Origin of the sequence: Enterococcus sp. DIV1767, from assembly GCF_050542585.1 — a bacterium.
In the GTDB taxonomy this organism is placed as follows: domain Bacteria; phylum Bacillota; class Bacilli; order Lactobacillales; family Enterococcaceae; genus Enterococcus_D; species Enterococcus_D innesii.
Genome location: NZ_CP172936.1, coordinates 3345929 through 3368606, shown reverse-complemented (window position 1 = coordinate 3368606; position 22678 = coordinate 3345929). Strand labels below are relative to the sequence as shown.

The window sequence follows — 22678 nt, the reverse complement described above, 5'->3', positions numbered from 1 at the left end:
GGCATTAATTTCTAAGACTGAGCCTTTATACACTAATAGAATTAGATTTATGAAGAGAAGATGAATGAGATTATGGATTTATTACATATCGGATAATGAAATTTGGAGGTTGAGTGGATTGTCTGAAGAGATAAAATATGATCTGATTAAGGCTATTCAAGAAAAATTTCCCCATAGAAGGTTAAATATTGAGACTATTACAGTTGAAGATCTCAGACAAGATAGTCTTTTATTTATTGCTGAATTAAAAAAAGAATTGGGCTTAGAGAATAAAGAAGAAAATTCCAGACTATCTACACTTGATCTTTCCATGTTTGATTCTGATGAATTTCACACATTAGATGAAAGAATAAACTCCGAAAACTTCTCTAGAAATTTAAGTAAGCAAAAAGAAAATATGGGGTTTCAATTCAATAATGATTATTTAGACTCCTATCAAAGAGAAGGAGACAACTCTTCGCTAGATGCTCTTGTAAAGGCTAACCGACGCTTAGTATTAAAGATTGCTCAACGATATAATAAATATCTTACAAGTTCATTAGATATAGATGATTTGGAACAATTTGGAATGATTGGACTTTTAAAAGCAGCTGATAAATTTGATATATCTAGAGAATATGCTTTTTCTACTTATGCAACACATTGGATTAGACAATCAATAAGCAGAGGAATTATGGATACAAGTTTAACAGTGAGATTACCGGTTCATATTTTTGAGAAGATCAATAAGTTAAATCGGCTTGAAAGTCAAATGCTGACTAATTCAAGTACAACTGACATTTCTTCTATCTTGAAGGAAATGGAGATAAGTGAAGAACAATACTATGATCTACTTGCTATCCGAAATACCTATTTATCCTTACCTAGCTTGGATACACCAATTGGAATTGACGGAGATACAACTATTGGGGACATGCTTCCTGATAATAATTATGATATTGATGAAGTCATTGATCTTGATTTTTTAAGGGAAGATATAAAGAAGTCAATGAATTACCTAAAAGAAAAGGAGCGAGAAATTTTATATTTGAGATTTGGATTTGATGGTGAAAGTCGTAAAACATTGGAAGAGATTGGAAATATTTTTGGTGTTACTCGAGAAAGAATAAGACAGATTGAAGCTAAAGCAATTAGGAAGATGAGAAAGAAAGTTAATCGTGAATTAATTAGTGATTACTATTATACAAATGGAAGGGACAATGCAGTTGATGATGAGCTTAGTTGAAAATGTACAAAAAAGAATTGAGAGCATTGTGTTAGATAAAAACGATAAACAGTTGTTACTCGTATATAAAGGATTTTTTCCTGAATGGATACCACAAACACTAGGACGACGACTTGTAGACGAAACGCTTTTTTTTCCTTTAGATAAAATTGATACAAAATACATTCACGATAAAATATTCTCAATAGTTACAACTATAAATAGTATAGAGTGTGATTTTTTTTGGCTAACTTATGAAGAATTTACTCTTGTGGAAGAATTACTTTCTTATGCTTTTGATATAAGAATAATTGAGAATAACTTGTATTTAACTAAGTTTCCTTATCAGAACACTCTATCAGATATTAAGGATATATATACAAGGTTTTATTATGAGAATGATGAGATGATACAAGATTCGAAACAAGAAGAATTTGAGCACATAGCATCATTTTATGGAGATATTGACTATTCCTCATCGTCTGATAGTTATTATGTAACTTATCAATCTATCGATGCTAGTAAACACAAAGTAATTAATCTTTTCCAAACAGAATTAATGATAAAGGATCTAACTATTTCAGACGATTCTAATTCATCAAAGATCTCTATTGAACTATCAGATGATGAAATATTGTTTCTAGATTTGATTCAGAAACTAATTTACTCGACAGAGAAGTTTCACCAAATTGAGTTTATATTAACTGCCGATCCTCGAGAGCTTCCTAATGATTATGTCGGAAGATTAGCTATTCTCAAAAATGTAATTGTTCCTCAAACGGAATTTATTTTCAAGCAAAAAACAATTAAACGTAAAGATATTAAAAGACTACCTGAGTATTTGGAAATTTTAAATCATTATTGGGGATATAATAGTTTCAAGGATTTGGAGATGTATTTGAATATTGAGAGTAGGGATAGAAAAACTGTTGAGATTTCTCAAGCTCAAATAATTGATGATATTGTCAACCAAGCTGATGCAGCACTTAGCGGAAAAGACTATCAAGATATTTATATAACTTCTGCAACAGGATCAGGAAAATCAATAATGTTCCAGATCCCAGCTCTGTTTATTCGAGAACACTTTACCGATAAAAAGCCATTAACATTAATCATCTCCCCGTTGATCGGGTTAATGAATGATCAAGTTGATTCAATGACAAGTCGAGGGATAAAAAGTGCTGCTAGAATACACTCTAATACGCCACCTTATAAGCGAGAGCAGATATTAACCGGTGTTACAGATGGTAGTATTGATTTGTTATATCTTTCTCCAGAAACACTTCAAAGTCGTTCTGATATTACTATGCTGATTGGAGAGCGTCAAATTGGTCTAATTATAATTGATGAAGCACACATCGTAACTACATGGGGAAGATCTTTTAGAGCTGATTATTGGTATTTAGGCATCTACTTATCGAAGTTAAGAAAAAAACAGCGTTTTCCAATAGTAACGTTTACCGCCACGGCTATTTACGGTGGGAAAGATGATATGTATATGGATACTAGGGATAGTTTAAACATGGAAAAACCAATCGCTTATTTCGGAAAAGTCAAACGTGACGATATTATAATGTGTATAGACTCATCTGGCAAATCATTTGAAAAGGCTGGGAGAGACTATCGGAAAACGAAATTTCAGCTTGCCTTAGAGCACCTTCAAACTTCTCAAAAAAGTAAGCAAAAAACCCTGATGTATTTTCCAACAATTAAATTGTTACGAGCTTTTAAAGATTTTCTTGATAACCATGATGGTGATATTGCGGAAGTTACAGGTATGTATTATGGATCTATGGAAAAAGAGGAAAAAGACGAAGTGCTCAAGAGCTTCAAAAATGGTGAACTTCGATTTGTATTAGCAACAAAAGCTTTTGGTATGGGAATAGACATACCTGACATCAATAATGTTTATCATTTTGCACCAACAGGAAATGTTGTTGATTATATTCAAGAAATAGGCAGGGTCTCTCGAGATCATGATAAGGTTTCGTTAGGATTTGCTTGGCTTGATTATCTATCAAATGATTTTTCGGAAGTAAATAAATTACAAGGAATGGGCGCGATCCGAAAAGATCAAATACTAGAAGTTATGAGGAAAATTATTAGTATATATAAATCTAAAGGTAACAATCGTAATCTAATCGTAAATGCTGATGAATTTCGATATATTTTTTCAAAAGATCTGGATGATCCAACAGCATTGGACAATAAAATAAAAACGGTTATGCTTATGATTGAAAAGGATTTTTCGTCTCCTAAAAAAATTGGTTACTCTCCATTTGTTGCTCGTCCTAGATCATTATTCGGTAATGAGCAGATTTTAGTTAAAGAAAATGCGGAGTCAATCTTGTTAAATAGTCGATTGAAAGTTTATTTAAATAAAGTATGTGAGTTGGAAAATTCAAATTATAAATATATATATTCTGTAGATGTAGCGGGTATTTGGGAAAAACATTTTAAACATATGAGTTTCCCACAGTTTAAGTTTGCTCTTTTTAATGAAAGTAAGCGTAACGAACTAGAGTATTCAAGTGTCTTCAAGCATTTCACTTTTGCTACAGGAATAACTGTTCCCAGAGTAGATCAAACTGGATATAGTAAAATTGTTACAAAATATAATGGATTGCTGGCTTCTTTTGAACGGTTTTGTAGAGAGAAAAGACGCGTAGAGGGTTTCTTTAATATTAAAGAGTTAGGGGCAGTGATTCATAAAGATTTTCCTTATATAGATATTTTTAAAGCTCGATCAATCGCTCAAGTAATAGTAAATGCAGCTTTCGATTTTGGTAAATTAAAGAACTACAGGTTCATTCAAGAAAGAACTGATACCCGTGGGGAAAGTATCTATAAAATAAATAGTCAACTTGATTTGTTTTTAGAAACAGTGAAAAATAGTTTGTCTAAATTTTATCATGACAGTACAAATCTTTTTGAAGATGAAGAGACGTTTACCGTATACTTTTTTAGAAGTCGCGATAATTCAAAAATAGATGAGGCTATGCTGGTTTTAGGACTGGGACAAGCTCTAGGCGTTTTAGATTATGAAGTATCAAGTGGATTCAATCCTCAAATCTATATTCGGGTGAATTCAATATATCCATTAGAGCGTGCAATAATGGAAGGCGAGCGGTATCGTAATTATCTTCTAGAAGATGTTCATAAAAGGCATAGGATTAGTGTTGCAATGCTCACATATCTATTTACACATAAAGTAGAAGGTAGAAAGAAATCAGAGAGGATAAAAAATTATACAAGCTTTTTCTGGGATAAAATTGAAGATTACTTCTTAGGGATTATTCCAAAAGAAGTTGAAGATGTACTTTTTTCAAGAGAGTAGCCTTTCTACTGTCAAGTATTATAGTTCGTATAAACTACTTAAGATCTACTTCAATTTATATCAATTATGTTAATTAATTAAAACTGGACAGAAAAATCATTTCTGTTCAGTTTTTGTAATGCAATAATTAATTGGTTCCATTAGAAGTAATACAGAAACAAAGACTCTCTGTATTTATCTTTGAAAAAGGATTTTTAACAGAAAGCAAAGATGTTTATTAATAATTGTGTTGTTATGATCAAAGTGGGCACAAATAAAATTCAAATTTTTGACGCATGATTATATCCATGGTTTTTTGTAATATAAAAATATTTCCAAAGAAAGCGGTTGACTTAATCTCAGTAAAAAGGTATCATAACACCATGAATATAAGTTATATAAATATATTTCAAATAATCGAATTGAAAAAAGTTTTTTTAAAGGAGACAACCAAAATGGAAAAAAGAAAACTGTCCGATTTTGTTAGCTTTGTTCAAGGGGTTAACCAGTCGAGAGCTGAAAAGCAGTTTGGGGATCAAGAAATACCATATTACGATCAAGCCTCCTTTGAAGATGACTATCGACATTACAACGAAATGAATCAAGAAGAGAAAATAAATGAATCTTTTACGAGTGAAGTAACCTTGGATAAGCGTGATATTGTAATTAGCAATTCACTGCAACGTGCGACCATGGTAGGGGAGACGAACATTGGAAAAGTACTCTCCATCAATTTTACTAAAGTAAGTTTTATTAATGAGGAGTTAGACAAGCATTATTTTTTATATTTGTTCAATAATTATCAAGATATCCAACGTCAAAAAGAACGTGAACTGCAAGGAACAGGACCCATTCTTCGGTTGACAAAGCAATCTCTAGAGAAACTTATTATTCCAATCGTTCCTTTAAAAGAACAAAGACAAATTGGAACGATTTATGTTGAATCACTAAAAGCACAAAGTAAATTGAGTGAATATGCGCGTTTACTTGAAAAATTTACAGGCGCCATGCTGGAAAATAAACTAAAGGAGTAGAGAGATGAAAAAGAACTCGAGTGTAAAGAGCTTATCTGAATTAAAATTCGAGCAAGAAGTGATTGATCACTTAACAAAAATTGGTGGAGTAAAGCAGTGGGAATACAAAAAGGAAATAAAAACGACGGAACAATTGTGGGACAACTTCAAAAAAATTCTTGAGCAAAATAATCAAGCTCGTTTAGTACAGCCACTATCAATAACTGAGTTTAATCAAGTAAAAAGGATCATCACAAATATCGATTCTCCTTATTCCGCTGGACAGTTTTTATATGGTGTGAATGGGGTTTCCGAAATTGAAGTAGATCTCGATGATGGTAGACATGTGTTCCTTACGGTTTTCGATCAGGCACAAGTTGGTGGAGGTAACACTGTTTATCAAGTAGTGAATCAAATTGAACGGCCCAAAGTGGTTGACGGCAAACAAAATCGGCGATTTGATGTAACGCTTTTGATCAATGGACTGCCCATCATTCAAATTGAGTTGAAAAAAGCATTACATAATGCGACGGAATCGCTAAATCAAATGGAACAATATATTGCTGAAAAACAATTTAGCGGTATCTTTTCTACGTTACAAATACTAATTGCAATGACACCATATGACATACGTTATATGGCAAATACGACTTTGCAAAGCTTTAATCGTGCATTTGCTTTCAATTGGCAAGATGAAGAAACGGCACAACCAGTGCGTTCATGGAAGATTTTTGCTGATAAAGTGCTCTCCATTCCAATGGCTCATGATTTAGCTACTCGGTATATGATCCTTGATGGGACAAAGAACAAAGAAAGTATCAAAGTTATGCGGCCTTATCAAGTATATGCAACGAAGCGAGTATTAGATAAAGTACGTAAATTTGATTTTAAATATGGCGATGGAAAACTAGGATATGTTTGGCATACTACGGGATCAGGAAAGACCATTACCAGTTTTAAAACAGCATGGTTAGCAAGCCGATTGTCTAATGTGGATAAAGTCATTTTTTTGGTTGATCGTATAGCTCTGACTAATCAAACTGCAGATGCTTATCGCGCATACGATCCCATTGCTGGGTTTGAGGGGAAAACAGGGGTGGTTAGTGATACAGCCAATATTTCAGATTTACATCGGAAACTGACGAAGAAAAGCGATAAAAACATTATTGTGACAAGTATTCAAAAAATGTCTCGTTATGTAGCAAGAGATAGTTACAAACCATTGACCGAAAATATTTTATTTATTGTCGATGAGGCTCACCGATCAACAGGGGATGGGCTAAAAAATGAAGGAATGCTTGAAACCATTCGAAAAGCATTGCCAAATTCTGCATGGGTGGGTTATACGGGGACACCGAAGTTTCCAGAAACAAGAGAGATTTTTGGTGATTTACTCCATGCCTATACTATAAAAGAAGCAATCGCTGATAGAAATGTCTTAGGCTTTAAAGTTGAATTTAAAGAAACGATTGAAGCACCTAAAGATCCAACAGAAGAAGAAATCGATGACACTATCCGTGGGAGCGTATATGATTACAGCCCAGAACATGTAGAACTTGTTGTCAACGACATCTTTAAAAATTGGAAAGAGCGTTCAAATAATCGTAGATATAACGCGTTACTCACCGTCCATGTTGGTGGAAATCGCGCCAGCACTCCACGTGCGATGGAGTATTTTGATAAATTTATGGAAGAAAACAGCAAACGACCAAGTGAAGAACGACTGAAAGTTGCTGTGAGCTTCTCAGTTGATACGACAAATGGTGTTCATCAACTTCGAACCAATGAGAGTCTTCACCGAGCTATCAAAGCTTACAATGCATTATTTGGTACAGCTTTCGATATGACCTCGGTTAAAGCCTACACAGAGGATTTGACAAGGCGTTTGAACAAAACGGCTGATGATGGAAACTACTTAGATTTAGTGATCGTCGTGGATCAATTGTTAACTGGATTCGATGCCCCTGAGCTGAATACGCTCTATATTGATCGCACATTAAAAGGCGGGAATTTGATTCAAGCCTACTCACGAACGAATCGTATCCATGATCGTGATGCAAAACCACAAGGAAACATTGTGAATTACCGTTGGCCTGTGCAAAATGAGTATGAAATGAATGAATCATTCGCAATTTACTCAAACCGCGAATCCGCAGCAGAGCAGCTTACACTAGATGAGCTGAAAGAGAGCAATGAAGAGTCTGGAATTTTAGCAAAATCATTTGGTAAAGTCGAAGCTGAAACCAAAGCAGTCATTGAAAAATTAGCCGAGTTAACAGATAACTTTGTTCAATTGCCTCCAAGTGAAAAAGCGCAAGAAGAAGTATTTAATGGATTGAAGGACTACAATCGGTTACTTAATCAATTGAAGCAATTTACCGAAGATGATGATAAGAATCCGATATCTGCTTATGATGAGCCAGAAGTATTTTATGAGCGTTTGGGAATTACAGAAGATCAAGAAGTTATGCTGACAACTGTTCTGGCCAATGAATTGCGGGAAAGACGTGCTCAAATAGAAGAAATTGATATTTCTCAAGTCAATTTAGAAATGGTTCATATCCACGATGTCACCATTAACTATGATTATCTGATTGAACTGATTGCGCGCATGGCTGATGAAGTGCATGAAAATAAAATGGATGAAGCCAAACGTACGAAAGAGGATATTGACATTGAAATTGCAAAATCAGACAGTGATAAGGAAATAACAAAAGTTCGTAGTTTTGTTTCCAAAATTTTTACCAAAGAATTTGTTTTCGATAAGTATCCAGCTCCGCGCGATATTGAGAAAATGAATTTAGCAATGGAACAATCGCAAAAAGAAGGAAACATTAAACTACTAACAGAATTTATTCGCAAATGGGGATTGGACAATAGTACGAAACCCAAAGAGTTGGATAAATTAATTCGACGTCATCGAATTGGACAAGAAGATATGGACAAGCAAGGGGAACTCACAGCAATCATGAATGATGCAAGATCTGACTATAAAGAAATTTCCGCAGCTGATATTGCTGCATTGTCATGGGTTAAATACCGCATTGAATTTCGTAAAGCCTTTTATAAAATGGCGGATGAAATCAAAAAAGAAGAATAATGAATATGATTTTTAAAAAATTAGGGTCAAAGGTTGAAAATAATTAGTAGACAGTCATAATAGTTGTACAGATGCCAAAAGAAAAGCAATTGACGAATAGAAGAAGTTAGGTAAGCGTCAGTAATTTGCTTCTGATTTTGACAAAGAAAAAGGAAGATCAGAGGAGAATAAACATGAATGATGAAATAACAAATATACCGAAAATAAGGTTTAAAGGATATACAGAAGATTGGGAACAGCGTAAGTTCAAAGAGTTTAGTAAGAAGACTGGAAAAAAGAACACGAAAGATTTAGACTTCCCTGCCTATTCGGTAAGTAATAAAGCAGGTTTAATTTCTCAAACAGAACAGTTTGATGGTAGTAGGTTGGATGATTTAGAAAAAACAAATTATAAATTCGTTGAACCAAATGAATTCGCCTATAATCCAGCAAGAATAAACGTAGGATCAATTGCATTTAACAATCTTGGTATGACGGTCATTGTTAGCTCTCTTTATGTAGTTGTGAAAATGAGTGAGGACTTAGATAATGAGTTCATACTTCAGTTTATCAAGTCACCAACATTCATCAAAGAGGTCAAGCGCAACACTGAAGGAAGCGTACGAGAATACTTATTCTATGAGAATTTCGCTAATATCAAGTTTCCTTTTACTAGGAATAAAGAGGAACAAAAAAAAATTGGCACTTTCTTCAAACAACTCGACGACACGATCGCTCTTCATCAGCGAGAGCTTGATCTGTTAAGAAAAATAAAACAGACATATCTTCAAAAAATGTTCCCAAAAACAGGTGAAGATAGACCAGAAATTCGTTTCGCTGGATTTACTGAACCTTGGGAACAGCGTAAGTTCAAAGAGTTTAGTAAGAAGACTGGAAAAAAGAACACGAAAGATTTAGACTTCCCTGCCTATTCGGTAAGTAATAAAGCAGGTTTAATTTCTCAAACAGAACAGTTTGATGGTAGTAGGTTGGATGATTTAGAAAAAACAAATTATAAATTCGTTGAACCAAATGAATTCGCCTATAATCCAGCAAGAATAAACGTAGGATCAATTGCATTTAACAATCTTGGTATGACGGTCATTGTTAGCTCTCTTTATGTAGTTGTGAAAATGAGTGAGGACTTAGATAATGAGTTCATACTTCAGTTTATCAAGTCACCAACATTCATCAAAGAGGTCAAGCGCAACACTGAAGGAAGCGTACGAGAATACTTATTCTATGAGAATTTCGCTAATATCAAGTTTCCTTTTACTAGGAATAAAGAGGAACAAAAAAAAATTGGCACTTTCTTCAAACAACTCGACGACACGATCGCTCTTCATCAACGTAACTTGAATGTACTAAAAGAAATGAAAAAATCATTACTACAACAAATGTTTGTTTAAAAGGAGAAAAAATAAATGAGTACTGCAAATGAAATTACAAAAAAACTATGGGCAATGGCCAATAAGTTACGTGGAACTATGGACGCGAGCGAGTATAAGAACTATATTTTACCATTCATGTTCTATCGTTACTTATCCGAAAATCAAGATACCTATTTAAAAAAGAATGGCTTGGAAGAATACTACGAAGTAACAGATCCAGAAGAAAAAGAAGATTACTTAGAAGAAATTAGTCGTGGGATTGGCTATGCCATTGATCCCGATTATACATGGGATAAATTAGTATCTAAGATTGAAAATCATCAAATCAAAGCTAGTGATTTCCAAGACATGCTAGATTCATTTAATGTAAATGCAAAACGTAATCCTGTTGCTGAAGATGATTTTGCGAATGTCTTTTCGGATATTAACCTCGGTGACACGCGTTTAGGTTCAAATACAAATGAGCGTGCAAAAGCGTTAAACGATGTTGTATTAATGGTGAACGACTTTAATTTTAAAGATGAATCGGGACACGATATTTTAGGAGATGTCTACGAATACCTAATCGGCCAATTTGCCGCTAATGCTGGAAAAAAAGGTGGCGAATTTTATACACCACATGAAGTTAGTCAAGTCCTAGCAAAAATCGTTACCAAAGATGCGAAAGCTGATGGTCATCAATTTCGTGTTTACGATCCAGCGATGGGATCAGGCTCATTATTGCTAACGGTAAAAAATGAATTACCTGATGGACATAAATCAGGTAGTGTTGATTTCTATGGTCAGGAATTGAATACTACAACATATAACTTAGCTCGTATGAACTTAATGATGCATGGAATCAACTATCGCAACATGAACTTAAAACGTGGGGATACACTTGAGGCAGATTGGCCATTTGCAGAAAAAGAGGGGATGCAGATTCCGTTAAAATTTGATGCTGTCGTTGCCAATCCTCCCTATTCAGCCAAATGGGATGTAAAAGGAATTGACCGTGAAAAAGATACGCGTTTTAAAGGATTTGGTGTTGCACCAGCATCAAAAGCTGATTATGCCTTTATTTTACACGGGCTATATCATTTGGACAAAAATGGGACAATGGCGATTGTATTGCCGCATGGAGTATTATTCAGAGGCGCTGCAGAAGGGAAAATTCGCAAAAATATTATTGATAATAACTTATTGGATACTGTAATTGGAATGCCACCGAATCTTTTTTACGGAACAAGCATCCCTACCTGTGTATTGGTATTTAAGGGAAGAGAGGCACGTACAACTAAGGATATTTTATTCATCGATGCATCCAATGAATTTGATAAAGGGAAAAACCAAAACAAACTTACGTCAGATAATATTGCAAAAATTATTGAAACATATGAGAATCGTGAAGATATTGAAAAATATGCATATGTAGCGTCTTTAGATGAGATTAAAGAAAATGATTACAACTTAAATATTCCGAGATATGTAGATACCTTTGAAGAAGAAGAAGTTACACCATTGCCACAGTTAGCGCAAGAACTAGCAGAAGTGAGACAGGAAATTACGGAATCAACCGATAAACTATTTGAAATGCTGAGTGAACTACAAGGCACAACAGATGAATCTCAAGAAGAATTACAAAAGTTTATGAATATGCTTAACAAATAAAACTGAGTGTAAGAAATTTTTTTCTTTTTTACATTGTTTATTTTATTGGATTTCATCCATGAGAAATCAGAATATAGTAATTTATGATTTCTCATGGACGAATTTTATGACGAATCTTTCTTACATGTTGATATTTGATTTAATAAATAATATAAGGTTAACTTTGATAGGCTCAATTTATAGAAGCTGATTAATATGAATTGTTTGGAAAGACAATAATTAGGTGATTGTTATAATCCTTTAGCATAAATAAAATCGTCTAAAGTCATGAAAACAGCTCGTTCTATATAACACAACGAATTGATCAGTTATAAGTCAATGGATAAATTTTATGCAAATCAGTCTAAGAGAGGAGTAATAAATGGATATAAGAGTTTATGAAATTAGTGAAGAGATACACGAGGAAAAATTGAAACCGCTTGATAAAGAGAATATAAGTAAAGTGTTTTCCAAAATATTTTCCCCAGAAAATATTGATCATAATAAAATAGATTGTAATGCCAATGACGACTCTATTTTAAAGGAATATCATACCGAAACAGAAACATTCGATCTAAAGTCCTTTGCAGAAGCATTGAAATTAGCCGAATTAAAAACTGATGGAACAAGGAATAGACAAATTACAGAAGGTTATCTTTTTATAAAAAAGGAAAATACAAAATTATTTTTGCTTAAGCTTGAAAATTTAGAAGTCATAGACAAAGATAATAACTACGAGATGAGAACATCATTTACGACTGAGTCGGACTACTACAAGGGGTGCATTTTTGAAAGTAGCCTCAGTAATATTAAAGTTATTGATAAAAATAAAAGTGTGGCTAAATATTGGAGAGAAAAATTCTTAAGTCTAGAGCTTAATCGAAATGACTATCAAAACTCCAAACACTTAATCGAATTAATTAAGACGGATAAGCTTTATATTCAAAAAATTTATGAATCTGAGCTTTTTCCAAAAATAAAGGATGTAACAGAGAGTTATTTATTTAGTAATAAGAAGTTCGATAAAGTTATACTAGCGGAAATGTTGATCAGCCCTGGATTAATTGAAGAAAAAAATCTGAATGATATCTTTTCAAGTGAATCTAAATTAATTGACTCGGAATTTGATATCTCCAAGAAGGCAATCAAAGAAGAATATCATAAAACAATATTAATTTCGCCGGAAACAAAAATTTCTACAGAAAATTTTACTAAACTTATTAAGAGACAAGGAATAGAATATAAAGATGGAAAGGTTATTTTATCAATAGATGAGGAGTTTATTGATAAGCTGCCGGAAGAGTTAAAAAATGGAAAAGATTAATGGTTCATTTAATATTACATCGTTTGTTTTTAGTGGGGAATACCCATTTTGTTTGAATAATTATATTGAAGATGGCGAGCTGTATAATAAGAAAGATTTGCTTTTCTTTGAAGAGTATTATATTGAGGAATGTTCGAAGTTTTCAAGAATTATTGATAAACTCAAAATAAAAAAATTTGATGAACAGATGAAAATATACAGAAATGGACAGATTGAAAAAATTACTGACCTTTCTGAAGAAGTAAAAAAGTTTGATGAAATACTTTCTTCAAATAATATAAATGGGCTAGAAAAAAAAGATTTAAGTATTTCTGTAACGCACTTTCAAGACTATCAACAATCTGCTAAGCTAACTTTTGTACAAAATATATATATACTATTCTTTCTTTCAAATATTACTGAATATAGCGACAATAGTTTTCTTTTCAAAGTTAAAAATGACGAAAACGAGGTTATATACAATTTTGATTTCGATGATATACAGTCATTAAACTTATTCGATATTTATACTTGGGTTATTCAGAGCAAGGAAAATTTGAATACTAGACTTAAAATAGTTCGTGAATTTATTCTCAAGAAAGGTTCTTTTGCTTTAGTTGAATCTGACTTGCTAGGAATAAAATCTGCTTTTAATAGGATAATAAAGGAAGAGACAGAAAAATATTTTGAACAAGTAAATATGTTACGTGAAGATTTCTTCAAGATAAATAAACATAGACAAGAAAATTTACAGTCTTTGCATTTGAAATTCTTAGGATGGGGTTCATCCATCGCACTATTTGTTTATAGTGAGCTCCAAGGTATAAAAAGCAAAGATCTATGGTTTTCACTATTTTGTTCCAAATCAGAAAAGGTCACTTTATTTTTAATGATATTTATTATGGCCCTAGTAATTATATGGGGTATATATGTAAAAGAATTTCAAGAAATGAAAAAAGAATTTAAGAAACTTAAAAAATTTTATATAGATGAGTTATTTTTTGAGTCGAAATATTTTGACCGTTATATAAAAGAACCGGAGATTCCAAAAATCTATGTGCTTATCTTCTTAATTTTGCTGAATTTACTTATCTATAGACTTTTAATAATTTTCCTATAACTATTATAATTGAAAATAAGGGTCAATTGCATTTAAAAACTATATATTTTATGAAGCTACCTATCGATTTTCGGAAGGTAGTTTTTTTGCTAAACTCTAATATGGAGAAGATGTTATTGACTAATAATAGTAGTGTCTTATGTTTTAACTAGAAATTAGATATTTAGAAAATTGTGGTACATGTCACTATTCTAAAGTGAAAATTCTGTTTAATTAGTTAAAATATGTCCTGCAGATTAATAAAATTAGATTGTTTATATTTTACTAACTCTAAAGTCACCCATAAGGATTTTTAATATCAGTCAAATTTACCAAATAATCAATACTAGTATTATAATAATTTGCTAACTTTATCAACGTTTGAATAGGAATCTCTAATTCACCGTTCTCGTACCGAGAATACGTGGACTGTGAAATATTTAAAAGAGTAGCAATCTGGTGTTGGGTTAAATCGTTGTCTTCCCGCAGATCGCGGATTCGCTGAAACATTCACGTCACCTCGATACTATTCTAAATTATGCTCTTATCGCATATTGACTTTTATGCGTTTTACGCATATTATGTTGTTAGTTACGAGGATAAGGCTTTTGATGGTCTGTTAAATTAAGCAAGTAATCGACGCTAGTAGAATAAAAATCTGCAAGTTTAATCAGAGATTGGGTAGGAATGTCTAATTTCCCTGACTCATAGCGGGAGTAAGTTGTTTGGCTGATATTCAGTAGTTTAGCAAGTTGTTCTTGATTCAAGTCTTTATCTTCGCGTAAGTCACGAATTCTATGATACATAAAAATCACCTCAACCTTATTTTAGGTGAGTAATTTTGTGCTACGGCATATCATGCGTTAAACGCATAATTGTTTTGGATTTTCTGTTAAACATCAATATATTTAGTAACTTACATAGGAAATGAAAGGAGGGAGTACTTGAAAAGCAGAAACAAATTTATCTCTATGTAATTGCCATCTTCAAAGAGGGTCCATATAGAGGAGAAGTCACTTGGTTGTTACAGACAGGACGAAACACATCAGGAGGAAGCTATGTTCCAAGAAAAAATATTCAATCCAGCAATACTACATGAAAACCGCTTGTCGCCTCGAACCAGTTTTTTTAGTTATGAAACGATCGCAGCAGCTATGCAAGGGGATCCGCAGGCATCTTTTGGGTATCAGTCATTAAATGGTCTGTGGGATTTTTATTTGGGTGAGGCAGAAAATCAAATTGTGTATGAACAAAAAATTGAGGTGCCTGCTCATTGGCAGTTTCAAGGGCATGGAAAACCAATTTATACGAATGTCCAGTATCCTTTTCCGATTGATCCGCCATTTGTTGCGATGGAGAACCCAACCGCCTTTTATCGAAAAGCATTTATTGTGGAGGACATTAATCTTGAGCATGTGCTTCACTTTGAAGGCGTGGAATCGGTGTTTGAAGTGCATGTCAATGAGCAGTATGTCGGCTACAGCACCGGCAGTCGCTTGGTCTCTGAGTTTGATATCACACCCTATCTTCAAAAGGGCAAAAATGTGCTTAGTGTAAAGGTGAAGCAATGGAGCGCGATGAGCTATGTCGAGGATCAAGACATGTGGTGGCTTGGAGGAATTTTTAGAGAAGTCTACTTGTTTTCCCGTAAGCCGCAGTCGATCCAAAATGTAACGATCCAAGCAGATTTATGCAATCAATACAAAGATGGCATCTTGGAAGTTTCGCTTTTCTTTAACCCTACAATACCAGAGCAGTTAGAACGTACGATAGAAATCAAATTGCTAGATCAAGAAAATGTAACCGTTTTAAAGAAAGCTGAGAAAAGACTAGGAGGAGCAAAAGCAGATTGGACGATTTCCGCAACCATTGAAGATATCACTCCCTGGAACGCAGAAGAACCGTACTTATACCATCTTTTGGTGAAACAGTATCAAGGCGAGGAACTGTTGGAAGTCATTCCGTTCCAAGTCGGCTTTAGACAGATCTTCATAACCGACGGTATTTTCCAAATCAATGGAAAGCGGGTGGTGCTAAAGGGCGTCAATCGCCATGAATGGCATTGTGAGTCTGGTAGAAGTCTGACGGTTGAGACGATGGAACAAGATGTGCAGATGATGAAAGCATTCAATATCAATGCTGTACGGTGTTCTCATTACCCAGCAGACACAAAGTTTTATCACCTGTGTGATCGTTATGGGCTGTACGTCATTGACGAAGCAGACATTGAAACCCATGGGATGGATATCACCCAAAGGATCAATGAACTGAGCAGTAGTGAGGAATGGTTGCCGACGTATTTAGACCGAGCAAAAAGAATGGTCGAAAAAAATAGAAATCATCCTTCGATCATTTTCTGGTCGTTAGGAAATGAGTCTGGCTATGGGGAAAACTATTTGAAGATGGCGCAGCTGATCAAGGAATTAGATCCCAGTCGTCTGATTCATTATGAAGGAGAAGCACGGCACTTGAAAGCCTTGGGAGAATGGCAAGCGTGCCAAGCGTCTGATGTCATTTCGACTATGTATACTTCTGTTGGCGAAATGGCAGAACAGGGGGAACGTTCCTTAACACAACCGCATATTTTATGTGAATATGGTCATGCGATGGGCAATGGCCCTGGTGGATTGAGCGAATATCTGGAATTGTTTTATCGCTATCCTCGTTTGCAAGGCGGCTTTATTTGGGAGTGGATCGATCATGGCATCAAGAGCATAGATCGTGTTTCTGGTGAAACGTACTACAAGTATGGTGGTGATTTCGCAGAGGAAATCCATGATGGCAACTTTGTGATTGATGGATTGCTATTTCCAGATCGTACGCCATCGCCAGCATTGTTCGAGTATAAGAAAGTGATTCAGCCTGTCAAAATCACCTTCCAGCTATCAGAACAGACCTGTCACATCACCAACCGTTTCGACTTTCGAAATTTAGCGTCTTTACAGGCAGTCCTGCAAATCAAAGAAGACGATCAGGTGATTTTCTTACAAGAGTTGCCAAGAATCGACCTTCTGCCTCAGGAAGAAACGACCATTTCCCTGCCAGAAGAAGCTACGCTGAGCTTAGCAGGAAGAGCACAGGCAGTGGTCACGCTGTTTTTCTTTGAAGAAAGTGCGCCAGATTTTTCTCTAGAACACGCAGTTGCTTGGGAACAAGCCGTCATTGATCAACCAGTAAAAAGCGTACAAATACCTAAAGCGGATGCCTTTCACTGTTCAGAAACGGCCGATGAACTGAGGATTACTTTAGCTGAGCAGACCCATATTTTTCATAAGAAAACAGGTACCTTGAGCCAGTGGCTCATCGAAGGGCAAGCCTTGCTTACTGAACCGCTTGAAATGAACTTTTGGCGGGCACCGACTGACAACGACTTGTTAGGCAGTGAAGAATTTGGTTCGGCAAGCATCGCCAAGGAATGGGAAGCATTTCGCATTCGCCACTTAAAGGAGCGTGTGCTCGCGTTTACCTATGAACAGCGCCCTGATGAAATAAAAGTTGAGATTCGCCGCAACAGCATGCCTATTTCCCTCGACTGGGGAATTGACTTGTTCTTTACGTATCGTCTTTCATTGGCAGGCGACATCCGTGTAGCAGTCAAAGGAACCCCGTTTGGCAATGGACCGAAAACCCTACCGCGAATCGGTGTGCAGCTGATGATTGATAAACAACATCAGAATGTTCAGTGGCTGGGACTTGGGCCGCATGAAACCTATCCTGATAGTTGCCAGAGTGGGTTTTTCGATTGGTGGGAAAGAACCGTTCCAGAGATGCACACGCCGTATGTGCGGCCGCAAGAAAATGGCAACCGTATGAAGACCAAATTCTTCCGTTTGTCTAAGTCTTCTGGAGGTGGACTGACTATTTCCAGCAAATCGCTGAATTTTAGTGTGCATCACTACACCCAGAACAATTTGGAACAAGCGACCCATACCAATCAATTAGAAACCAGCGACGCAGTTGCCGTCAACATTGACTATGGGGTGCAAGGATTAGGAAGTGCCAGTTGCGGTCCCGGCATTTTACCGAAGTATTTATTAAAAAATCAGGCATTTGCCTTTGATTTTCAGATGAATTATCAAAAAAAAGTGGAAGGAGCAAAACAATGAAAAAAATAGCTTTATGTATGGCAATGATTGGACTAGGAGGCTTAGCTGCTTGTGGGAATGGCAGCGATACGCCAGAGCGTGAGGGGGGCGAACAAAACGGCGCAGAGGAAATCACCATTTGGGCGTGGGACCCAAAATTCAATATCGCAGCCTTTGAGTTGGCGGAATCATATCATCAAGAAGAAAATCCTGATTTCAAAATCAATGTCACCGAGATTTCCCAACAAGACAGCGTACAAAAAATGAATACCATCTTTAGTTCAGGCAGTACCCAAGGATTGCCTAATATCGTCTTGATTGAAGATTTTCGCGCTCGTAATTTTTTAGAAGTGTTTCCAGAGTATTTCGTTCCATTGACTGAGTATATAAATGTTGACGAGTTTATGGATTACAAAATCGAGGTGTCTTCGATCGATGGCGAGCAGTATGGGATGCCGTTTGATTCAGGGGTAGCAGGCGTTTACTTGCGAAAATCGATCATTGAAGAAGCGGGCTTGGAGCTGTCAGATTTCACCAATATCACTTGGCAAACCTTTAATGAATTGGGGATCCGTGTGAAAGAAGCAACTGGCAAACCATTGCTGTCCATCGATATGAACGATCTAGGACATTTGCGAATGATGATGCATTCCAGTGGTTACTGGTATACCGCGGAGGATGGTGAAACGCCGTTTATTGACGGCAATCCTTCTTTGAAACAAGGGATTGAAGATTTGAAAATGCTGCTTGATTCAGGAGTAATGACAACGCACAATGGCTGGGACCAAATGCTGGCAGGTTTTAACAGCGGCGAAGTAGCAGGCGTTTTACAAGGAAACTGGATCACGCCATCGGTGAAAGCAGAAGAAAGCCACAGTGGCGATTGGGCAGTCGTTCCAGTACCAAAGCAAGAATCGATCGAAGGTTCAGTCAATGCAACCAATCTCGGAGGCTCGTCAATTTATGTGTTAGATATCGATGGGAAAGAAGAAGCCCTGAGCTATATTGCTGACGTATTTGGCAAAAATATCGCCTTTTACGAAGAGCTGATTCAAACCGTTGGAGCAATCGGTTCTTACGTTCCCGCTTCACAAGGAGATGCGTATCATGCACCAGATCCTTTCTTCGACGATCAGGCTATCTATCAAGATTTCATGAACTGGGCAAATGAAATTCCTTCGGTTAACTTTGGGAAAAACACTTATGCGTTGGAAGACATCATGAATCAAGGCTTTTTGGACTATGTCAATGGAGCAGATTTGGACGAAGTCTTAAAAAACACGCAAATGATTGCTGACAATCAATTGAATTAACACGGACTGAGGGGCATGTACGATGAAAAATAAATTATTTTATAAAAAAGGAGTGATCACGGGGTGGCTGTTTATTGCTATCCCGACACTCTTAATCTTCTTTTTCTCTTTTTATCCAATGATCCAAGCGTTTCTATTATCCTTGCAATCAGGAAGCGGCACCGGGCTGACCTTTAGCGGACTCGCAAATTATCGGCGGCTGTTTTCGGATCAAACCTTTTTGACAGCCACGAAAAATACCTTGATCTTTTTGGGATTTCAAGTGCCTGTCATGGTCTTGTTGGCCATGTTCTTTTCCGTCCAGCTCAATCAGAAAACCCTAAAGCTGAATGGCCTATTTCGGACGATCATTTTTTTACCAGCAGTGACTTCATTAGTCGCATACTCCATGGTCTTTAAATCACTGTTTGCAACAAATGGCGTGGTGAACGCCCTTTTAGTGAGACTGTCGATTGTCTCTGAGCCAATCGCCTTTTTCTCTAGTCCCTTTTGGGCAAAAGTCATTATCATTTTAGCCATCACTTGGCGCTGGACCGGCTACAATATGATTTTCTTTTTATCGGCTTTGCAAAACATTGACCCAGCAATTTATGAAGCTGCTAGAATCGATGGGGCTTCTCCAACGAAACAATTTTTTAAAATCACCGTCCCTTTGCTGAAGCCAGTCATTTTGTTTTCAGCCGTGACCTCAACGATTGGCACACTACAGTTATTTGATGAACCGATGAATTTGACCCAAGGGGGACCAGGAAACGCCACATCAACGATTTCCCAATATATTTATAATCTTTCTTTTCGCTATACACCAGATTTTGGCTACGCCTCTGCAGTTTCCTATGCCATTGTCGTCATGGTCATCTTCTTTTCCATGATCCAATTTAAGATCGGAGGAGAGGACAAATGAAAAAAGTAGGCACATATGTGTTTTTAGGTGTTTTTACCATTCTGTTTGCCTTTCCCTTTTATTTCATGTTAGTGAGTATCACCAACCCTACCGTAAATATCATGCAAGGCAAACTATTGCCAAGTACCCATTTGCTAGAAAACTGGCGTAACCTAGTCTCAACCTATGACTTGAAACAAGTGTTCTTTAATAGTGCAAGGATTGCGTTGTTACAGACAATATTATCCGTGACGATCGCTTCGTTGGCCGGCTACGGATTTGAGATCTATCAAAGCCGATTAAAAAATATGCTTTTTAATATGTTGCTCTTGTCGATGATGTTGCCTTTTGCCGCCACCATGATTCCGCTGTTTCGAATGTTCGGCAGCTTTTCAACGACGATTCCTTTTATTGGACTCGATACAGTAGCTTCAGTCATTTTGCCAACATTATCGACCGCATTTCTGATTTTCTTTTTCAGACAAAACACAAAAATGTTTTCCAAGTCACTGCTTGAAGCAGGGCGAATGGATGGTCTGTCGGAACTAGGCTTGTTTTTCCGAATATACATGCCAACCATGAAAACAACTTATGCGGCAGCTGCCATCATTACCTTCATCAATAGTTGGAACAGCTACCTTTGGCCGTTGATCACCCTTCAATCACCAGAAAAGCAAACCTTTCCCCTGATGATTTCTGCCATCGGTGCCGCCAATAATCCAGATTATGGCTTAATGATGTTAGCAATCGTGATCGCAACTCTGCCAACAATGGTGGTCTTCTTCTCGCTGCAAAAGTATTTTGTGGCTGGGATGTTGGGATCGGTGAAGTAGGGAGAAGCTATATGCGAGAAAATACTAGCTCATCGTTAGAAAATTTGATTCCATAAAAGAAGAGCCGTATATTGATTTGGAGTAAATTCACAATTTTTGTGAGTTTACTCTTTTTCGCTAATTTCTTTCAGTTGGCGGAAAAAAGTGAATATCAACGTTGTTATAGCTTTTTGGTTTCTGCTTAGTTCAGTCTTTTGTCCATCGGTACATAAAAGGAAATAGGTAAGCATTTAATTAAGAAGAGAAAACTGCCCATTCTTTTTTCACATGCTCTAAAATATCGTTTTCTCCGGTCATTTCCAATAAGAGAAAACCTTCACAAGCTATTTTGTAATCATCTATGCAGATAGCATAACGTACTTTGGCAATCGACAAATAGTCATATCGTTTCGCTTCTTTTCCTAGATCGATTGCTTCTTTGAGTAGAGGAATTGCAGCTTCTTTATGGTTGTTCTGAATCAAAAGTAATCCTACATTTAATAGAATAGATAGTCTAATTGTAATCATAGGGGTAAATTTTTCATATTTTTCAACTGTTTCAAGTAGTTTTGGAAGAAACGAAAGGACGGTTTCTATCGGAAAGTAATACATAAAGCTATTAATTAGACGAAGTTCGCTATAGTACCATTCATCCATTTTTGACAATTTAGACCAGACATCACTTATGATGATTTTTGGTAAACAATCGATTTGCTCAATCTGGTCATTAGTCAGTAAAGTGAGACTTTGAATGATTTTCATCAAGTGTCTTATAAAAATATCGTCTGCTGTTTTCAAATATTTATTTCCTTTTTCAAGTAACCTGAAAAGTTGAGCAGTTTCTAAGTTCGACGTTTGTCTAAAGAAAAGAGAAATAATTTCATCCCTTAAATCATAGCTGAAGTCATTACATACAAATTGAAACTCTTCTTCACTCATATCAATTTGCAACAACAGATAGACCATTGTGTCATAGGAAGGTGAAAGTTTATTATTTTCGAATTTTGACAAGGTTGTTCTAGAAATGCTGGTGCCACAAACCTCGTTTTGACTTAACCCTTTACTCTTTCGTATCTTTTTGTAAATACTTCCTGCATCCCATCTCATAAACAACCTCCTTAAAAAGTGAGTACTCTGTACAAAATTAATTTCTCTAAAGAAAGTGTAATATGCTTTTTCAAAAAAAGAAAGGGTGAATTTTATGCATATTATACTACCTTTGTGTATATCTAGTCTTACATTATGGTTAATTGGCGGGTAAAAGAGTGATTAATCTTTACAGAAAGTAGTTGGAAAATAAAATCTTGTTAATCTGAAGGTAGTTGGTGTACATCTATCGCCAACAAAAATTTAAGGAGGTGTGTATTATGACAACGAAAGTAAAAAAAGAAACAAAAGTACAGTTTACTTTCAAAAAAGTAAACCCAGCATTCGTATCTGATACACAGAAACCCAAAGCTTCAATCATAACTTGTGGCACTTGTCATTGTAGTGGAGCCCCAACCAGAAGTTAATGAAGCTTAAGGAGCTCACTATACGAAAGATAGTGGG

The 22678-nt window shown here is 35.8% G+C and carries 16 protein-coding genes; 13 read left to right on the top strand and 3 right to left on the bottom strand.

Annotated elements, in window-relative coordinates; all coding sequences use genetic code 11:
- The first annotated feature begins 64 nt into the window (after positions 1-64).
- The 8 genes from IGI78_RS15930 (at position 65) to IGI78_RS15895 (ending at position 14055) form a co-directional block, all read left to right on the top strand.
- Positions 65-1225 (top strand): sigma-70 family RNA polymerase sigma factor, encoded by a 1161-nt coding sequence (locus IGI78_RS15930; RefSeq protein WP_430618165.1) that lies wholly within the window; start codon positions 65-67, stop codon positions 1223-1225.
- Positions 1188-4541: a helicase-related protein gene (locus tag IGI78_RS15925; RefSeq protein WP_430618163.1), complete on the top strand. Its 3354-nt coding sequence runs from the start codon at positions 1188-1190 to the stop codon at positions 4539-4541. The genes IGI78_RS15930 and IGI78_RS15925 overlap by 38 nt, the downstream gene beginning before the upstream one ends.
- A 434-nt stretch (positions 4542-4975) precedes the next feature.
- The gene (locus IGI78_RS15920; RefSeq protein WP_369674811.1) at positions 4976-5554 is read left to right on the top strand and encodes a restriction endonuclease subunit S; all 579 of its coding nucleotides are present in this window, start codon (positions 4976-4978) and stop codon (positions 5552-5554) included.
- 4 nt (positions 5555-5558) lie between these two features.
- The gene (locus IGI78_RS15915) at positions 5559-8633 is read left to right on the top strand and encodes a type I restriction endonuclease subunit R (protein ID WP_430618162.1); all 3075 of its coding nucleotides are present in this window, start codon (positions 5559-5561) and stop codon (positions 8631-8633) included.
- A 173-nt stretch (positions 8634-8806) separates the two neighbouring features.
- Complete coding sequence (locus IGI78_RS15910; RefSeq protein WP_430618160.1) at positions 8807-10021, top strand: restriction endonuclease subunit S; 1215 nt, start codon at positions 8807-8809, stop codon at positions 10019-10021.
- Positions 10022-10036: 15 nt separating this feature from the next.
- Complete coding sequence (locus IGI78_RS15905; protein ID WP_430618158.1) at positions 10037-11653, top strand: type I restriction-modification system subunit M; 1617 nt, start codon at positions 10037-10039, stop codon at positions 11651-11653.
- Positions 11654-12014: 361 nt separating this feature from the next.
- On the top strand, positions 12015-12956 hold the full coding sequence (locus IGI78_RS15900; protein ID WP_430618156.1) for a hypothetical protein: 942 nt from the start codon (positions 12015-12017) through the stop codon (positions 12954-12956).
- On the top strand, positions 12943-14055 hold the full coding sequence (locus IGI78_RS15895; protein WP_430618155.1) for a hypothetical protein: 1113 nt from the start codon (positions 12943-12945) through the stop codon (positions 14053-14055). The genes IGI78_RS15900 and IGI78_RS15895 overlap by 14 nt, the downstream gene beginning before the upstream one ends.
- 276 nt (positions 14056-14331) lie before the next feature.
- Here the strand turns inward: IGI78_RS15895 and IGI78_RS15890 are convergent, their stop codons facing one another.
- Entirely contained in the window at positions 14332-14544 is a 213-nt protein-coding gene (locus IGI78_RS15890; protein ID WP_430618154.1) for a helix-turn-helix domain-containing protein, read from the bottom strand.
- Positions 14545-14621: 77 nt separating this feature from the next.
- Positions 14622-14840 carry a helix-turn-helix domain-containing protein gene (locus IGI78_RS15885; protein WP_015510596.1) on the bottom strand — a complete coding sequence of 73 codons (219 nt, stop codon included), beginning with the start codon at positions 14838-14840 and terminating at the stop codon, positions 14622-14624.
- 252 nt (positions 14841-15092) lie between these two features.
- On the opposite strand from IGI78_RS15885, the gene IGI78_RS15880 reads away from it, so the two are divergent.
- From IGI78_RS15880 to IGI78_RS15865, 4 genes are read left to right on the top strand one after another with little or no spacing between them, the layout of a single operon-like run.
- Positions 15093-18140: a glycoside hydrolase family 2 TIM barrel-domain containing protein gene (locus IGI78_RS15880; RefSeq protein WP_430618152.1), complete on the top strand. Its 3048-nt coding sequence runs from the start codon at positions 15093-15095 to the stop codon at positions 18138-18140.
- Positions 18137-19432: an ABC transporter substrate-binding protein gene (locus IGI78_RS15875; RefSeq protein WP_430618150.1), complete on the top strand. Its 1296-nt coding sequence runs from the start codon at positions 18137-18139 to the stop codon at positions 19430-19432. The genes IGI78_RS15880 and IGI78_RS15875 overlap by 4 nt, the downstream gene beginning before the upstream one ends.
- A gap of 22 nt (positions 19433-19454) precedes the next feature.
- Positions 19455-20336: a carbohydrate ABC transporter permease gene (locus IGI78_RS15870; protein WP_430618149.1), complete on the top strand. Its 882-nt coding sequence runs from the start codon at positions 19455-19457 to the stop codon at positions 20334-20336.
- Positions 20333-21148 (top strand): carbohydrate ABC transporter permease, encoded by an 816-nt coding sequence (locus tag IGI78_RS15865; RefSeq protein WP_195266396.1) that lies wholly within the window; start codon positions 20333-20335, stop codon positions 21146-21148. The genes IGI78_RS15870 and IGI78_RS15865 overlap by 4 nt, the downstream gene beginning before the upstream one ends.
- Before the next feature lie 234 nt (positions 21149-21382).
- Here the strand turns inward: IGI78_RS15865 and IGI78_RS15860 are convergent, their stop codons facing one another.
- Complete coding sequence (locus tag IGI78_RS15860; RefSeq protein ID WP_195266394.1) at positions 21383-22234, bottom strand: Rgg/GadR/MutR family transcriptional regulator; 852 nt, start codon at positions 22232-22234, stop codon at positions 21383-21385.
- 260 nt (positions 22235-22494) lie between these two features.
- Here IGI78_RS15860 and IGI78_RS15855 point away from each other — a divergent pair, with 260 nt between their 5' ends.
- The gene (locus IGI78_RS15855) at positions 22495-22641 is read left to right on the top strand and encodes a hypothetical protein (protein WP_159161216.1); all 147 of its coding nucleotides are present in this window, start codon (positions 22495-22497) and stop codon (positions 22639-22641) included.
- Positions 22642-22678: the final 37 nt, after the last annotated feature.